Annotated in this window: 17 protein-coding genes; 12 read left to right on the top strand and 5 right to left on the bottom strand. The window is 30.9% G+C overall.

Going from position 1 to position 16,482, the window contains the following annotated elements:
• Positions 1 to 207: 207 nt before the first annotated feature.
• Together Q0829_RS04335 and Q0829_RS04340 are read right to left on the bottom strand one after the other, a co-directional pair.
• Positions 208 to 735: a hypothetical protein gene (locus tag Q0829_RS04335; RefSeq protein WP_298540347.1), complete on the bottom strand. Its 528-nt coding sequence runs from the start codon at positions 733 to 735 to the stop codon at positions 208 to 210.
• 46 nt (positions 736 to 781) lie between these two features.
• Entirely contained in the window at positions 782 to 2,779 is a 1,998-nt protein-coding gene (locus Q0829_RS04340; protein ID WP_298540349.1) for a dehydrogenase E1 component subunit alpha/beta, read from the bottom strand.
• A 292-nt stretch (positions 2,780 to 3,071) separates the two neighbouring features.
• Here Q0829_RS04340 and Q0829_RS04345 point away from each other — a divergent pair, with 292 nt between their 5' ends.
• From Q0829_RS04345 to ppk1, 5 genes are read left to right on the top strand one after another with little or no spacing between them, the layout of a single operon-like run.
• A complete protein-coding gene (locus tag Q0829_RS04345) occupies positions 3,072 to 4,022 on the top strand; it encodes a 2-oxoglutarate and iron-dependent oxygenase domain-containing protein (protein ID WP_298540351.1) in 951 nt (316 codons plus the stop codon).
• Positions 4,023 to 4,031: 9 nt separating this feature from the next.
• Positions 4,032 to 4,361, top strand: a complete 330-nt coding sequence (locus tag Q0829_RS04350) for a translation initiation factor (RefSeq protein ID WP_298540353.1) — start codon at positions 4,032 to 4,034, stop codon at positions 4,359 to 4,361.
• Between the two features lie 34 nt (positions 4,362 to 4,395).
• Positions 4,396 to 5,334 (top strand): DUF1835 domain-containing protein, encoded by a 939-nt coding sequence (locus Q0829_RS04355; protein ID WP_298540354.1) that lies wholly within the window; start codon positions 4,396 to 4,398, stop codon positions 5,332 to 5,334.
• A gap of 1 nt (position 5,335) precedes the next feature.
• Complete coding sequence (locus Q0829_RS04360; protein WP_298540356.1) at positions 5,336 to 6,214, top strand: nucleoside phosphorylase; 879 nt, start codon at positions 5,336 to 5,338, stop codon at positions 6,212 to 6,214.
• A 51-nt stretch (positions 6,215 to 6,265) separates the two neighbouring features.
• Entirely contained in the window at positions 6,266 to 8,335 is a 2,070-nt protein-coding gene (gene ppk1, locus Q0829_RS04365; RefSeq protein ID WP_298540358.1) for a polyphosphate kinase 1, read from the top strand.
• On the opposite strand, the gene Q0829_RS04370 is transcribed toward ppk1, so the two are convergent.
• The gene (locus Q0829_RS04370) at positions 8,324 to 8,470 is read right to left on the bottom strand and encodes a hypothetical protein (protein WP_158597073.1); all 147 of its coding nucleotides are present in this window, start codon (positions 8,468 to 8,470) and stop codon (positions 8,324 to 8,326) included. The two genes, ppk1 and Q0829_RS04370, sit on opposite strands and share 12 nt — an antisense overlap.
• A gap of 156 nt (positions 8,471 to 8,626) precedes the next feature.
• On the opposite strand from Q0829_RS04370, the gene Q0829_RS04375 reads away from it, so the two are divergent.
• From Q0829_RS04375 to Q0829_RS04390, 4 genes are all read left to right on the top strand, one after another.
• Positions 8,627 to 9,478, top strand: coding sequence for a substrate-binding domain-containing protein (locus tag Q0829_RS04375; protein ID WP_298540360.1), 852 nt, complete (start codon positions 8,627 to 8,629; stop codon positions 9,476 to 9,478).
• 54 nt (positions 9,479 to 9,532) lie between these two features.
• Positions 9,533 to 10,123, top strand: a complete 591-nt coding sequence (locus tag Q0829_RS04380; RefSeq protein ID WP_298540363.1) for a hypothetical protein — start codon at positions 9,533 to 9,535, stop codon at positions 10,121 to 10,123.
• Positions 10,124 to 10,231: 108 nt separating this feature from the next.
• A complete protein-coding gene (locus Q0829_RS04385; protein ID WP_298540365.1) occupies positions 10,232 to 10,798 on the top strand; it encodes a hypothetical protein in 567 nt (188 codons plus the stop codon).
• A 267-nt stretch (positions 10,799 to 11,065) separates the two neighbouring features.
• Positions 11,066 to 11,245, top strand: a complete 180-nt coding sequence (locus Q0829_RS04390) for a hypothetical protein (protein ID WP_298540367.1) — start codon at positions 11,066 to 11,068, stop codon at positions 11,243 to 11,245.
• Between the two features lie 5 nt (positions 11,246 to 11,250).
• Here the strand turns inward: Q0829_RS04390 and Q0829_RS04395 are convergent, their stop codons facing one another.
• Positions 11,251 to 11,916: a uracil-DNA glycosylase gene (locus tag Q0829_RS04395; RefSeq protein ID WP_298540369.1), complete on the bottom strand. Its 666-nt coding sequence runs from the start codon at positions 11,914 to 11,916 to the stop codon at positions 11,251 to 11,253.
• Positions 11,917 to 12,063: 147 nt separating this feature from the next.
• On the opposite strand from Q0829_RS04395, the gene Q0829_RS04400 reads away from it, so the two are divergent.
• Entirely contained in the window at positions 12,064 to 14,235 is a 2,172-nt protein-coding gene (locus Q0829_RS04400; protein ID WP_298540370.1) for a DNA mismatch repair protein MutS, read from the top strand.
• Positions 14,236 to 14,325: 90 nt separating this feature from the next.
• Here Q0829_RS04400 and Q0829_RS04405 read toward each other — a convergent pair whose 3' ends face one another.
• The gene (locus Q0829_RS04405) at positions 14,326 to 14,685 is read right to left on the bottom strand and encodes a hypothetical protein (RefSeq protein WP_298540373.1); all 360 of its coding nucleotides are present in this window, start codon (positions 14,683 to 14,685) and stop codon (positions 14,326 to 14,328) included.
• Positions 14,686 to 14,797: 112 nt separating this feature from the next.
• On the opposite strand from Q0829_RS04405, the gene Q0829_RS04410 reads away from it, so the two are divergent.
• Together Q0829_RS04410 and Q0829_RS04415 are read left to right on the top strand one after the other, a co-directional pair.
• On the top strand, positions 14,798 to 15,025 hold the full coding sequence (locus Q0829_RS04410) for a hypothetical protein (protein WP_298540375.1): 228 nt from the start codon (positions 14,798 to 14,800) through the stop codon (positions 15,023 to 15,025).
• Between the two features lie 96 nt (positions 15,026 to 15,121).
• Positions 15,122 to 16,423, top strand: a complete 1,302-nt coding sequence (locus Q0829_RS04415; RefSeq protein ID WP_298540377.1) for a hypothetical protein — start codon at positions 15,122 to 15,124, stop codon at positions 16,421 to 16,423.
• Positions 16,424 to 16,482: the final 59 nt, after the last annotated feature.

Below are 16,482 nucleotides of genomic sequence, written 5' to 3' on the forward strand. Positions count from 1 at the left end.
ATCAAATATATAAATTCTCACTCATTTTTATTAACAAAAACGTTTTCGAAATATAAAAACAGGTATTAATACGTATAAAGATCTAACAACTTTTTTTGCCCTTATTTTTGATTAAATATAAAGATGCTATTGCTAGCTACAATGGAAATCATTTTTCTAAACTAGTAACTATTATGATTTTATAAAAATATTGAAAAATGGAAGTAATTAATTTCTATCAATTACGTCTTCTCTAATGGTTTTTTCAAAGTCCAGAGCTAATTCTTCCGTCCATTTCTTAAGAAACCAGTATCTCCAACATGATAATGAAGTAAGAATTATGAAGATCCACGGACTTAAAGTACCGCCTACAAAGCCATGGATCATTTCTATAAAAAATACAAAGGATAAACTTCGAAAAAGTTTATAATGCGCTGTATTTCTTTCTAATTCCTGTAATGCAGAGAGATTATTCATCCGTATAAAAGAAAAAGCATTATAAAATCTGTTACGACCTAACGTTTTTTTACGGAATTTGAAATATAAAAGATCTAAAGGATAACTAATACTAAGTAAAAAGTGTCCTATGATATATGACATCACCAAAAACACCGTTATCTCAGGGATTTCGACTATATTAAAATGAAAAATAGATGATATCTCATTAATCCACAAATAGACAAATATCAATCCAGGCAAAAGAATCGCAAACAGATCAAAGATTCCGATAAAAAAATCGTTGGGTTTAAAATTCATAATAAATTATTTTAAAATTAATTCAAACCCATTATTATATACAGGTCTAAAATTCTAATAACTCTTGCAACTCTTTTTCAAATCTACTTTTTGCTAAATATTGAGATTCTAGACTTGGTTCGAAAGGAATTGGTGTATCTAAGCTTGCAACCCTTTTTACAGCCGCATCTAGGTATTGAAAACAATTCTCCATAATCAATGCAGAAATATCCGAAGCTATTCCTCCAAACATGGAATCTTCTTGCAAAATAATCGCTTTACCAGTTTTCTTAACTGATGATAAAATTGTTTCAACATCCAATGGCTGCAAAGTTCTTAAATCAATAAGGTCTGCTTCTATTTCAGAATGTTTTTCTAAGATTTCTAAAGCCCAATGTATACCTGCTCCGTAGCTTATAATAGTTATCTGATCTCCTTCTCTTAACAATGAAGCTTTTCCTAATGGAATAGTATAATATCCTTCTGGCACTTCCTGTCTAATACTACGATACAGTGCTTTGTGTTCGAAAAACAATACTGGGTTCGGATCTTCTATAGAGGTCAATAACAATCCTTTGGCATCTGCGGGGAAAGCAGGATATACTACTTTAAGACCTGGAGTTTTTGTGAACCAAGCTTCATTGGTCTGACTATGAAACGGTCCTGCACCTACTCCACCACCACAAGGCATTCTGACAACAACATCCGCAGATTGACTCCAGCGATAATGTGATTTAGCTAATAAGTTCACAATAGGGTTAAATCCAGAAGAAACAAAATCTGCAAACTGCATTTCTACAATTGCTTTTGTACCATTAACAGATAATCCATAGGCGGCAGAAATTACAGCCGATTCGCAGATCGGAGTGTTTCGGACCCTATGTTTTCCAAACTCATCCATAAAACCATCAGTAATTTTAAAAACACCTCCATAATCTGCAATATCCTGTCCCATAATAACAAGATCATTATATCTTCGCATTCCTTCTTTTAGACTATCTGCGATTGCATCGATAAGTCTAAGTTCTTTTGTTGATGTGTTAGGTTGAATTTCTTTAAATTCGAATGTCTTATAAACATCTTTTAACTCTTTATCCAAATGAACTTGAACATTTTGTTCTTCATTAGCTCTTTGCCAATGTGTTTCGATTTCTGTTTTAATAGTGGATTTTTCACGAAGATTATCTTCCTCTGAAAGAATGCCATTTTCAATAAGATATTCCTTATAATTATCTATAGGATCCTTTAATGCCCATTGTTTCATTAGCTCATCTGGCACATACTTTGTTCCACTCGCCTCTTCATGACCGCGCATTCTGAAAGTTTTAAACTCTAGTAAAATAGGTCTAGGATTTTGCCGTATACTCTCTGCCAGTTTATCTACTTTATCATAAACTTCTAACACATTATTACCATCAATAACATGAGATTCCATACCATATCCTATGCCTCGATCAGCAAGATTTTTACAATTGTATTGTTCTCTTGTCGGTGTAGATAATCCATACCCGTTATTCTCAACACAAAATAACACCGGTAAACTCCATACCGATGCAATGTTTAAAGCTTCATGGAAGTCCCCTTCACTAGTTCCTCCTTCTCCTGTAAATACGGCAGTTACTTTGGTATTCTTTTTTAAGAGGTTACCTAAGGCAATACCACAAGCAACTCCTAATTGTGGTCCTAGATGTGAAATCATACCTACAATATTATACTCTTGGGTACCAAAATGAAATGAGCGATCTCGTCCATTAGTAAAACCATTAGCCTTACCCTGCCACTGACTAAAAAGTCTATACAAGGGAACATCCCGTGTAGTGAATACACCTAGATTACGATGCATCGGCAAAACATATTCATTTTTCTGTAATGCAGCAGTTACCCCGACAGAAATAGCTTCTTGACCGATACCACTAAACCATTTAGATATTTTACCTTGACGAAGTAATATGAGCATTTTTTCTTCGATCAATCTTGGTTTCAACATTTTGACATATAATGAAATTAGTACTTCATTACTATACGCTTTCTTATCAAAATCTAATAACAATTTCTCTTCTGCCATACAATTCAAAAATCAATATACCTTAATAATTGTTGGTTTTCCAAAATTGGAAAACAGTAAAGTAAATGTAATTATTTTTATTTCAGAAAAAACAACCAAAACCCAATAATATTAAGTAGTTGTTAATTTAACCCTGAAAATTATACGAATTAATTAAATTTACTTTGCTTTAGTGATAATATGTCAAAAAATAATTATTTTGACAGTTATTCACGATATTTTAAAAAAAGGCATCATCCATGATGCTTATTTAATGAAATACATTTATTTTAGTTAAAGAAAATTAATAACCATGAATAATATACCAAGTGTAGATCTTTCGGATTTTTTATCTGAAGATCCATCACGCAAACAAAAGTTCGTTGATGAGATAGGAAAAGCCTATGAAGAAATAGGTTTTGTAGCATTAAAAAATCATTTTTTAAGTGATAACTTAGTAGAAGAATTATATAAAGAAGTAAAGGCATTTTTTGCTTTACCCTTAGAAGATAAACAGAAATATGAGATTGAAGGATTAGGTGGGCAAAGAGGTTACATTTCCTTCGGTAAAGAACATGCTAAAGGTAAAAAAGAAGGTGATCTAAAAGAATTTTGGCATTTTGGTCAAGAACCGTCCGAAGACGCTAATTTAATTGAAGAATACCCTCCAAATGTTATTGTAGAAGAGCTTAAAGATTTTAACCTTACAGGAATGGAAGCTTATAGAATGCTCGAAAAAACAGGAATATATGTACTTAGAGCATTAGCAATTTACATAGGTTTAGATGAATTCTATTTTGATCATTGGGCTAGTAATGGGAATAGCATTTTACGCCCTATCCATTATCCTCCTATAACCGAAGAACCAAAAGGAGCAGTTCGCGCTGGAGCACATGGGGATATCAACTTAATTACATTATTAATGGGAGCTTCTACTGGTGGATTACAAGTACAGCGTAAAGATGGTGAATGGATCGATGCCATACCGCAAGAAGATGAATTAGTAATTAATGTAGGAGATATGTTAGAGCGTCATACTAATAACAAATTACGTTCTACTATACATAAAGTAATTAATCCTCCAAAAGAACAATGGGGTAAACCTAGATATTCTATTCCGTTCTTTATGCATCCTAGAAGCGATATGAAATTAAATTGCTTAGAAGAATGTATTACAGAAGATAATCCTAAACAGTATGAAGACATTACTGCAGGTGATTTTCTACATCAACGACTTGTTGAAATTGGATTGATTAAGAAGTAATTTCTGCATATGGATTTAAAAGATCAATTAAAAAACTTATTTCCAGATCACGAACCTATTGAAGAGGAAAAAGATCTTAAAAAAGAAGACGATATTTGGATGCAAGATGATCCGATTATTTGTAAGTATGAAAAAAGAAAAGGGAAACCGATAACCATATTAGAAGGATATACAGGTGCTGATGAAGATTTCAAGAAACTTGCTAAAGAAATAAAAACCAAATTAAGTGTAGGGGGTAGTTTTAAGAATGAACGTATTATAATTCAGGGAGACTATCGTGATAAAGTTATGGACATCCTAAAAACAAAAGGGTTTAAAGTAAAAAGAGTTGGAGGATAATTTTTTATCGAATAATTTAGAAATAGATATATAATTGGGGGCTAAAACATTACATATTACAAATGGCGATAGTTTGACGGATCGTCTAAAAGAGCTTAATCTTGTAGATGGAGAATTTTTGATTTGGAGGGAGATGCTTTGCGAAGGTCCTACAGACATAAGAATTGAAACCAATAAGGCTATTGAAAAACGAAAAGGATTTCTAAAAAAGTACTACAGAATTGCTAATGATGACTATGAAGAGAAATTTATAAGTCAATTAAATAAATTAGACAACCTAGAAAAGTATGATGAAATTATACTTTGGTTTGAATATGATCTTTTCTGCCATATTAATATGATTGCCGCTATAAGCTTATTACTTAGAAAAGGAATTAAAGACACTCCAATATTTTTGGTTTGTAGTGGTAGAGTTGAGAATTCTAAAAAACACTTGGGATTAGGTGAACTATCAGATGTTCAATTAAAAAAACATTTCGAAAATAAAATAACATTAGATATCAACGATTTAGAACTAGCATCTCATGTTTGGACATTATATTGTGAATCCAATCCAAATAAAATCGCTGGACAAATCAAAAAACAATCATCATTTGATTATCTATCTATTTGTTTAAGAGCCCATTTACAAAGGTTCCCAAATATGCTAACAGGTCTTAATACATTAGAACATAATATTCTACAAATGGTCGATACATATGAGATCAAAAACATAAAACAATTGATGGGTTATACCTTAGAATATCAAGGGTTCTATGGATATGGTGATATGCAGATGAAAAGAGTATTGGCAAGACTTTTTCAGTTTTTTGATCAAACCAAAGACAGACTCTTATTATCAGAAAGAGGAAAACTTGCCGTACAACAAAAAAAGAATTTTTATAATACTCAAACATTAGATTGGTATTATGGAGGGGTCAAAAAATATGATTATTTGTATAATAATGAAACACACAATTTACTAAAATTATAATATGGCTATAGCCGAATCAGAATTAATCCTCAACCAAGATGGTAGTATTTATCACTTAAACCTAAAACCTGAACACCTGGCTAACACTATCATAACTGTTGGTGATCCTGATCGAGTAAGTAAGGTTACTAAATATTTTGATACTATAGAACATAGCATCAGTAAAAGAGAGTTTCATACTCAGACAGGTACATATCAAGGAAAAAGAATAACTGTACTCTCCACCGGTATTGGTACAGACAATATAGATATAGTTTTTAACGAATTAGACGCTTTAGTTAATATTGATTTTGACACTAGAGAAATTAAAAAAGACCATACCTCTCTTAACATTATTAGAATTGGTACATCTGGAGCTGTACAATCAGAAATTCCAATAGATAGTTTCATAGTTTCTGAACTTGCTATTGGGTTTGACAGTCTTCTCCATTTCTATGATAGTAAAGATATTCAGTTTCCTCAGATTTCTGAACCCTTAACAAAGCATCTGAATTGGGATAAAGATAAATCAACACCTTATGTAGTTTCTTTTGACAAAAAGTTAGGAAGACATATGCAAAGTGACCAAACCAGTAAAGGATTTACAATCACAAATGTTGGATTCTATGGCCCTCAAGGTAGAGTATTAAGACTGCCTACATCAGACGCTACATTAAATAACAAAATAGCCTCATTTAGCTATGCTGATAAAAAAATAACAAATTTAGAAATGGAAACAGCTGGCATATATGGAATGGCAAAACTTCTTGGTCATCGTGCTGTATCCATGAATGCAATGATAGCAAACAGGGCCACAAAGCAATTCAGTAATGACCCAAAAAAAACTGTTGATAATCTTATCAAGTATACTTTAGATAAAATTGTGAGTTACCTTGATTAGATTTAACCTTTAGTTAAATCTAAAATATTCTGTATAGCTTAACTTTAAAATATGGATCTAAAAAAATACCCTTATAATAACAGGGATGTAAATTGGTTAAGTTTTAACGAACGTGTCTTGCAAGAAGCTGAAGACGATTCAAATCCTTTATATGAAAGATTGAAGTTTTTAGCAATATTCTCCTCTAATCTAGATGAATATTTTAGAGTAAGAGTTTCTCGATTACGACAAATAAAAAAATTAGATAAAAAGCTTAGAAAAAAGCTTGCTTTAAAACCAAATAAACAGGTAAAGGAAATATTAAAACGTGTAAAAACTCAACAAGAGAGATTTGGCGACATTTTCTTTAAAAATATTATTCCCGGACTTGCAAAACACAATATTCACCTAATTGATCAAAATCAATATGATTTTAATCAACATAAATTTGCTACAGAATATTTTATCTCGAAAATCCTTCCTTTAATCAATGCCGAAACCATTAATTTATCAAATGAAAATTCGATTTTTCTGGAAAATAACAAATTATACTATTTAATAGCATTCGAAGAAGAAGATCACTTCGGAATTGTAAATATACCTTCTGATGATTTAGAAAGATTTGTTTGTTTTCCTTCTATAGATCACAACACATTCATAACATTTCTTGATGACATTATTCGACTTAATTTAAATCAAATTTTTGAAAATCAAAAAATAAGTGGATGTTTCCAAATAAAGCTTTCAAGGGATGCAGAATTATACATCGATGACGAATTTGATGGTGTTTTGGCAGAAAAAATAAAAGAATCCTTATCACAACGTGATCATGGCCAACCGACACGTTTATTATTTGACGCTGCTTTACCTAGAGAGTTTAAAAATAAGATTCGTAAATTCTTAGGATTGGGTAAAATTGATATGATGCCTGGTGGAAAATATCACAATTTTAGTGATTTTTTCAGTTTTCCAGATCCAACAGGTAATTCTTCTTTACATTATCCAAAAATAACGGAGATAAAACACAAGGAATTTGAGAAAAACACCAATTACTTTGAAGTAATTTCTAAAAAAGATCAATTGGTACATTTTCCATATATGTCTTTTAATTATGTTCAAAACTTTATTAATCAAGCAGCTGTAGACCCTAACACTACAGAAATAAAAATATCACTGTATCGCGTCGCTAAGGAATCTGAACTTACCACTTCTCTATTAAAAGCTTTAGAAAATAATAAAAAAGTGACTGTATTTGTAGAAGCCAAAGCTCGTTTTGACGAGAAGAATAATTTAAAATGGGGAAAGATTTTTGAAGAAAAAGGAGCTTCCGTCTTTTATAGCTACCCAAAAATTAAAGTACATTCTAAAATACTTCTCATCAAACGAAAGGAGAACAATAAAGAAATGTCTTATGCTTATATCGGTACTGGTAATTTTAATGCTAAAACATCTAAAATTTATTGCGACCACGGTTTATTTACAGCTAACCAACTAATAACTAAAGAATTATCAGAAGTTTTTGAAGTACTTTCTGGAAAGATGATTTTACCTAAACCCAAGCACTTACTTGTATCACCTTTCACTACGCGAAAAACTTTTGAAGAACTTATTGAAAAAGAAATAGATAATGCCAAAATCGGTAAACCGTCTGGTATTAAAGCAAAATTAAATAGTTTAGAGGATAAACTAATTATACAGAAACTTTATGATGCAAGTAATGCAGGTGTAAAAATAGAATTACTAGTAAGGGGTTTTACCTGCTTAGTTTCAGGATTATCAGGGATTAGCCAAAACATAAAAATAATAAGTATCGTTGATCGGTTTTTAGAACATGGGAGAATTTATCATTTTGAAAACAATGGATCTGAAAAACTATACATTGGCAGCGCAGATTGGATGACACGTAATTTAGATAAACGTATAGAAGTCCTAGTACCTATTTTAGATGAAGATTGTAAAAAAGAGTTAGAAACAATTTTGGATATACAACTTAATGACAATGTAAAAGCTAGAATCCAAGATGCTAATGAAACTAATCCTTATAAAAAGAAAATGGACGATAAACCGTCCATACAATCTCAGCATCAAATAAGAGAATATCTAACAGAAGTACATTCTCTAACCGATATGTTAACCGAATAATATTTTCAAACTTATTAAAAAATTAGTTGCTAACAACAAGGCGATAAATACCACAATCCCGTTTTCTAACGTATTGTTTTTTAATTTAGCTACCTTAACTTGAGCACTTTTATTTCTTAAAAAATTCTTTTTCATAGCAAATATTGTTTTATTTGGTTTTAATTACTTCAAATATAGTCGTAATTATCAGATTTATATTTCAAAGGTAATGATAATAATTCAAATTAAACGACAAAAAACAAATATAATCGATAAAATACACAATTTTACCATATTTCACATCATAACAGCATGCATACGATAAAAATAGGAGGTGTTCCTGAGCACTTCAATTTACCATGGCATTTAACAATTGAAGAAGGTGCTTATCTTGAAAATAACATACAACTAGAATGGAAAGATTTTCCTGGGGGAACCGGAGCTATGTGCGAAGCTCTAAGAAACAAAGATATTGATATTGCTATCATTCTTACCGAAGGAATTATAAAAGACATCATTGCTGGCAATCCTTCAAAAATTGTACAAACATATATTCAGTCTCCTTTAATTTGGGGAATACATGTAGGATATAACTCAAAACATAATAATATAAATGATCTCCAAAACACTTCAGCAGCAATAAGCAGATACGGATCTGGATCTCACTTAATGGCATACATAAATGCACAGAATAATGGATGGGATACTTCTTCACTAAAGTTTGAAGTGATAAAAAATCTAGATGGAGCTGTAAAAGCATTAACTAATGGTAGTGCTGATTATTTTATGTGGGAACATTTTACAACAAAACCATTAGTGGATAATAAAACTTTTAGACGTTTAGGAGACTGCCCTACTCCGTGGCCTTGTTTCGTGATTGCGGTTAGAGAAGAAGTTCTACACAATAAGAAAGATCAGGTAAAAAGTATTTTAGAAACAATCAATACTACTACTGCTGATTTTAAGCAAATACCCAGTATAGATAAAACACTTGCTCATAGGTATGAACAACAACTAGAGGACATTAGAGCATGGTTACAAATCACTGAATGGAGTCAATCATTGATAGATGAGAAAACTCTAAAAGAAGTTCAAGATAAATTATTTAGATTGGATATCATTGGCAAGATAGTTGATACTGAGAAACTAATTTTTAAGATGTAAGCAACCTTTTTCATGTTTTAACATCTTTCTTAATAGGAAAACAACTTAATTATTATGAAACAGACATTAATAGCTATTATTATTTTATTCTCTTTTCAAGTTTCTTTTGCACAAAACCAATCTAATCTACCTCCTAGGGACATTAATAAAAATGAAATCGGTATTAACCCAATTAACATTATAGCTTTTGGAGCTCTTGATATAGGTTATGAAAGAGTATTAACAAATAATACTACACTAGGTTTTGACTTTTTCTACAGGTTTAGTGATAATATCGATAACGATGATGACGTAATTGATAGAGATGGAATTTTTGATAAAGAAATAGCTTTTACATCACGGTTCAAATATTTTTTTGGAAGCAGAGTGGCAAGAGGCTTTTATGTAGAAGCATTTGGAATGTTATCTTCTGGTGATCATGATAATTATGTAGTAATATTTGATGATTTAGGAAATTTTGTTAGTTCAGGAGATGTCTCAGAAGAATACACAGATTTTGCTTTAGGATTCTCTTTAGGTGGTAAATTTGTAGCTAGAAATGGTTTTTTCCTAGATATTGGATTTGGTATTGGGAGAAATTTATTTAATGAAAAAGCTCCTCAAATTATTGTAAGACCAAATTTTTATATAGGATATAGATTTTAATATAACAAATCTATCATATTGGCATATACTTATTCTATATAGAGTTATACAGCTTATATCTTGGTAAGATTATACCTTTATAACTCTTTAAAAAAAGCAATTAATTCTATGAAGAAAATCATAATAATTACAATAGTGCTTATTTTTTCTATCAGAATTGGTCTTTCACAAGAGAATGCAATCAATTTGCCAAAACGTGATACTCAAAAAAACGATTTAAGTGTAAATCTGCATCCATTTATTATTGCTGAAGGTTTTAGTATAAACTATGATAGAGTTCTTAACAAAGATATAAGTGTCGGAATAAATCTTTTCAAAGCATATAATAACCAAAATAGTATCGATAATAGAGATATAGATATTACCAGCGGAACAAATATTTCGGTCATTCCTAATATCAAATACTATGTTGGTGAAAGATTTGCAAGAAGGTTTTATGTTCAGGGACTGGCCATGATATCATCAGGAAAAGTATACACTTTCAGAAATAATGATTCAATTTCTCAAGAAACTGACTTTACTGATGTCGCTATAGGGATAGGTATAGGGGACAAAAGAATACTAAAAAATGGTATTTTTATTGATTTCGGGATTGCTGTAGCCTACAATTTATTAAGCGGAAATACTCCTGATTTACTCGCTCATCCAAATTTATCTTTCGGTTTTAGATTTTAGAAGTAGGGTTTTTGATTACATAAACGTTATATAATAAGAGGAAAGACTTGATGATTGTTTAATTATTTAATATTTTTTTTAAAATAACGTAAACTAAATAAGATAAATAATTAAGATTTAACTAAATCATACATATTACGGAATATCCGCAATAAAAGATCTAATTATTTTTGTACATTTGCCGAGCCTACCCCAATAAACTAATTATGAAAGTGTACGCAACCCTTTGGAGGTATTTGCATCTAATAATTAACTAACAAATCAATTATGGTAACTTTTCTACTAATTCTTGGAGGGCTTATAGCATTCAATTTTGTTTTATTAAAATTCAGTATTCAGTCAGTTGATACCGATAAGAAAAAAGCAAAAGCAAAAAGAGTTCAGTCTACTACAGCTAGCGCAAAAATCAATAAAGTAAAAACTACAGGAATTCCAAAGGCTGCATAATTAATTTACCATTGCACTGGTAATTGATTAGTCTTTGTAAGATATTCATTAGTTTTACTAAAATGCTTGTTTCCAAACCAATACCCTCTATTGGCACTTAAAGGAGATGGATGGCCGCTGTTTAAAATGTAGTGTTTTTTGTTATCTATTTTAGCTCCTTTTTTCTTAGCAAAACCACCCCATAATAAGAAAACCACATTACTTTTATTACTAGAAACTGATTGAATAACCGCATCTGTAAATTTTTCCCAACCTTTGCCTTGATGCGATCCTGCTTGATGCGCTCTTACGGTTAATGTAGCATTTAATAATAAAACGCCTTGTCTTGCCCAACGCTCTAGATTACCATTAGAAGGAAAAGGGATATTTATATCAGATTCAATTTCTTTAAAAATATTAATCAAAGAAGGAGGCATTGCGATTCCATTATTAACAGAAAAACATAATCCATGAGCCTGCCCAACACCGTGATAAGGGTCTTGACCAATTACTACAACTTTTACATCATCAAAACTACAATAATCAAATGCAGCAAAAATTTCTGATCCTTTAGGAAAACAAGTCTGAGTCTTGTATTCTTGTTTTACAAAACCCGTTAATTCTTTAAAATATGGTTTATCAAATTCATCCTTAAGTTGCTGTTTCCAGCTATTCTCAATATTTACATCCATGTTAGTATCATAAAAATATGCAATTGTTTACATTTGCTTCGTTGTAAAATTATAACAAATACTTTTCTAAAAGTAAACTCATATTGAGATTTATAATAAAGAAATTAACAGAAAAAAGAATATCTCCTAAAAAATTAGGGCAACAACATGATCCGTATTTCCGAAAAAACACTTAAAGACTTAGAATTCAACACAGTACTTAATCATATTGAAGATTTATGTAATACTGACCATGGAAAAACAAAAGCTTTAAAAATTGTTCCTTTAAGTACTAAAGAAGATTTACATGTGTCTCTACAACAAGTATTCGAATACAAATCTTCTTATCTAAATGATTCTAAGATACCTAATCATGGATTTGATAGTATTGATAAAGAATTACAATTATTAGGTATTGAAAATACATTTTTAGAAACATTTAATCTTAAAAAGATTATATCTATTAGCTTAACAACTAATGGTTTACTTAGTTTTTTTAGAAAATTTAAGGAATTCTATCCTATACTACATCAAACATCTTCTGAAGTTCCTTTCACCAAAGAAATTATCAACCTTATTGAAATAGTTGTCGACAAATTTGGTGAGATTAAAGACAACGCTTCTCCTACGCTTCGAGTACTTAGAAAAGATATTAATGAAGTACAAGGAAAGTTAAACGGAAGTTTCGGTAGAGACCTTACCAGATATAATAGTTTAGGATATTTGGATGAAATCAAAGAAAGTGTTGTCGATAATAGAAGAGTGCTTGCGGTTAAATCGATGTATCGCCGTAAAGTAAAAGGCTCTATAATGGGGAGTTCTAAAACCGGAAGTATTGTCTATATTGAACCCGAAGCAACATTACAATTTAGCAGAACTCTTAGCAATCTTCAATATGAAGAACGAGAAGAAATCGTTAAAATACTTAAAGAACTAACAAATAAAATAAGACCGTTCTCAGAATTACTAGAACAATATCAAGAGTACCTTAGCGATATTGATATCATTGCTGCAAAATCAAAATACGCAAACAAATTAAACGGAGTATTACCAAAAATAACTGAGGATAGAGAATTAACAATAAAAGATGCATATCATCCACTACTCTATCTAAACAATCAGGAAAAAGGAGAAAAAACCTATCCCCAAACTATTTCATTAGACAAGGGAAATCGAATCATTGTAATATCCGGTCCTAACGCTGGAGGAAAAAGTATTACGCTAAAAACTGTAGGCTTACTACAAATTATGCTACAAAGTGGTATGCTGATTCCTGTTCATGAATATAGTCGAATGTGTATATTTAATACCGTTTTGACTGATATCGGAGACAATCAATCTATAGAAAACCACTTAAGCACCTATAGTTACCGTTTAAAAAACATGAATTACTTTCTTAAGAAATGTAATGACAAAACGTTATTTCTTATAGATGAATTTGGTACTGGTAGTGATCCTGAATTAGGAGGAGCACTAGCAGAAGCATTTTTAGAAGTTTTTTACGAGCGAGAATCTTTTGGAATCATCACAACACATTATGCAAATCTAAAAATGTTAGCTAATGAACTACCTAACATGACCAATGCAAACATGCTTTTTGATTCTAAAACTCTTGAACCTTTATTCAAATTATACTTAGGCGAAGCAGGAAGCTCGTTTACTTTTGAAGTAGCACAAAAAAACGGAATACCTTATAGTTTAATTAACAAGGCAAAGAAAAAAGTAGAACGAGGCAAAATTCGATTTGATAAAAGTATTGCAAACCTGCAAAAAGAACGATCAAAACTCCAAAAAACCACTTCTGTTCTGAAAACAAAAGAACAAAAAACAGAAGAAGAAAAGGAACGTTTAGATAAAATCAATCAACGATTACAGCATAAATTAGAAAGCTATCAAGAACTTTATGATAGTAATCAACGGATGATTTATTTAGGTCAAAAGTTAAATGAAATAAGCGAAAAATACTTTCACAATAAGAGAAAGAGAGAACTTATCGATGAGTTTATGAAAATTGTTCAAGTAGAAAACTCTAAAAGGAAAAAACAAACTACTAAGCAAAGAAGGGCTAAAAAAGTAAAGGAGGAAAAAATAGTCAAAGAAGTAGAGAAAAAAGTAGAAGTAATAAGAGAAAAGAAAAAGGAAGAAAAAAAGAAAGTAGAAAAACTTGAAAAAGCAAAACCAAAAATGATCCTTAAGGTTGGTGATAGAGTCCGCATGATTGATGGAAAATCCATTGGAACTATAGATACTTTAGAAAAAGGAAAAGCGGTTGTTAATTATGGAATTTTCACCACGAATGTTGCAGTAGAACAACTAGAATTTGTGGAACGAAAAAAGTAACATCTAATAATACATATATATAATACAGCAAAGGGCTGCTAATTGTTTAATTAGCAGCCCTTTTTTTCGTAGGTTAAGCTCAATCGATTATTACTTCCCTCCTGCTAGCAAAACAAAAGAATTTCCTGATACTGGTAATACATTATAAGTTTTCACTCTTTTTAAAGTCTTTATATATTTTTCTGCTTCTATAAAAGCTAGTTCCATTGCACTAGATGATAGGTCATCGTTGATCTCAATAGTTTTAGAAATAATATCGCCATTCGTGTACTCCACAGTCATCTTCCACCTCTTAATCGAATGAAAATTTCTAGAGATCAAGTTATTCTCCACATTCTCTTTCTTATCACCTTTTTTGTTTTTTTCCTTCTCATTTATTGGATTTGAATCTAAAGAAGTAGCGTTTCCGAATGTTACGCAAAGCATTGCAATTACTAATAAGAGTTTCATTTTTAGCCGTTTTGATTTGTATGATTCGAATATACAATTATTTTTTGATTAATCAAATATTTTTTTAATAAAAATTTATTTGTATATTTAAATTCTATAACACTGTTAAATAATGATTAACAAGAAGTTAAAAAGGTTACTGAAGAAAAGTAAAGGGGCGAAAACCGTATATGGTATTTCTAAAGTATTAGGTGTAAGTCCGCAAGCAGGAGATTATGTCGTGAAGAGAAAAGATTTAGCAAAAGATTATGAACGATTACAAAAAATTGCAGATTATATGGGTGTGGATGTAATAGATATTGTAGATTTTAAGAAGAAGTCGAAAGACAAAAAGACTTAACCTATCTTCTCATTATATTATTAAATCAACTACTAAAAAGAGAAGTCCTTTATAAACACTTTGCTTATTTTTGAAGCTCATTAAACCCGTCCCCATATGGAGATTTATAGTTACTTGTCCATTTATATCACATTAATCATAGGTCTATCAGTTTATATTTCAAGATCATCCAGTACCGAAGATTTTTTAATTGGCGGGAGAAATCGTAGTGGATGGACAATCTTATTTTCAAAATTTGCTGGTGCTATTGGTGTAAGTACCTTGATTACCTATACAGGTTACGCATATAAGTTTGGCTGGGGATTATTTGCTATGTCTATTGGCTCTGTAATAGGTTATCTATTATTTGCTTTTTGGGCAGCACCGAGAATCAAGAAGTTATCACTACAAGGTACTTTTTATACACAAGGTGATCTACCCGAATTTGTTACAGGAAACAAATTGACTTCATTAATCACTAATGTTATTACTATTATTGTTCAATTCTTTTGGATTTTACTCTCTCTTGCTGGCGGTGCTAAGGTTATTACCTTTTTTGATTTATTTTCTTATGATATTTCTTTACTTATTACGGCATCCGTAGTATTAATTTATGTCTTGTTCTCTGGTTTCAAAGCAGTTATTATTACAGATATAATTCAGGCTCTTATTATAATTAGTTTTTTATGTATTCTAATTTTCGGAATGTTAGATATAAAAGATCTTGGTAGCGTTTTAGGTACTTCTACCAACGAAAATGTACAATTAGGTAGTATCATAGGTCTCGTCTTGTATGGAGGTTTATCTGTATTTGGGTTAGCAGATAGATACCAACTTTGTTATGCTGCAAAAGATGTAAAATCTCTAAAAAGAGGGCTAGGATTAGCTATTATCCCTGTATTGGTGATAGCATTTTTATTATTACTTATAGGTTTATATGTTTATAATCAAAATACTACTTTGGATCCGGATACTGTATTTGTATTTGCAATGCAAAACTTAGTCAATCAATCTTGGATTCCTTTATTACTAGTACTTTTCTTTGCAGGTTTGATGAGTACGGCTGATACTTCTATTTTTGCCGTATCTTCCCACCTGGTTTACAAATCAAAAGAAGATAAAAAAGTAAAATCATTACGATATGCAACAATTATAACTGTTGTTATTGCTTATGTTACTGCACTATTTTGGAAAAGTATCGTAGACATTACTATCGTAGGTGCAGCGCTCAGAATGACACTTTCTATAGCCATGATTTACGTAATTAATAAAAAGAAAAATAGTGGCCGTTTTATTGCCAGCGCATTAGGAGGTGTTATAGGCTTGCTTATAGGTTTAACCGTTTTTGGACCCAGACCCACTATTGCAATTACCGTTTTATTAGGTTCTTTACTTGGCTTAATCTATAGATCCAAATAGTCCTGTTAAAGTATCCTTAAACCTAAATACTGAGAATTTTATCTTTTTATATTTGACGA

The organism is uncultured Aquimarina sp., assembly GCF_947492405.1.
Taxonomy (GTDB): Bacteria; Bacteroidota; Bacteroidia; order Flavobacteriales; family Flavobacteriaceae; genus Aquimarina.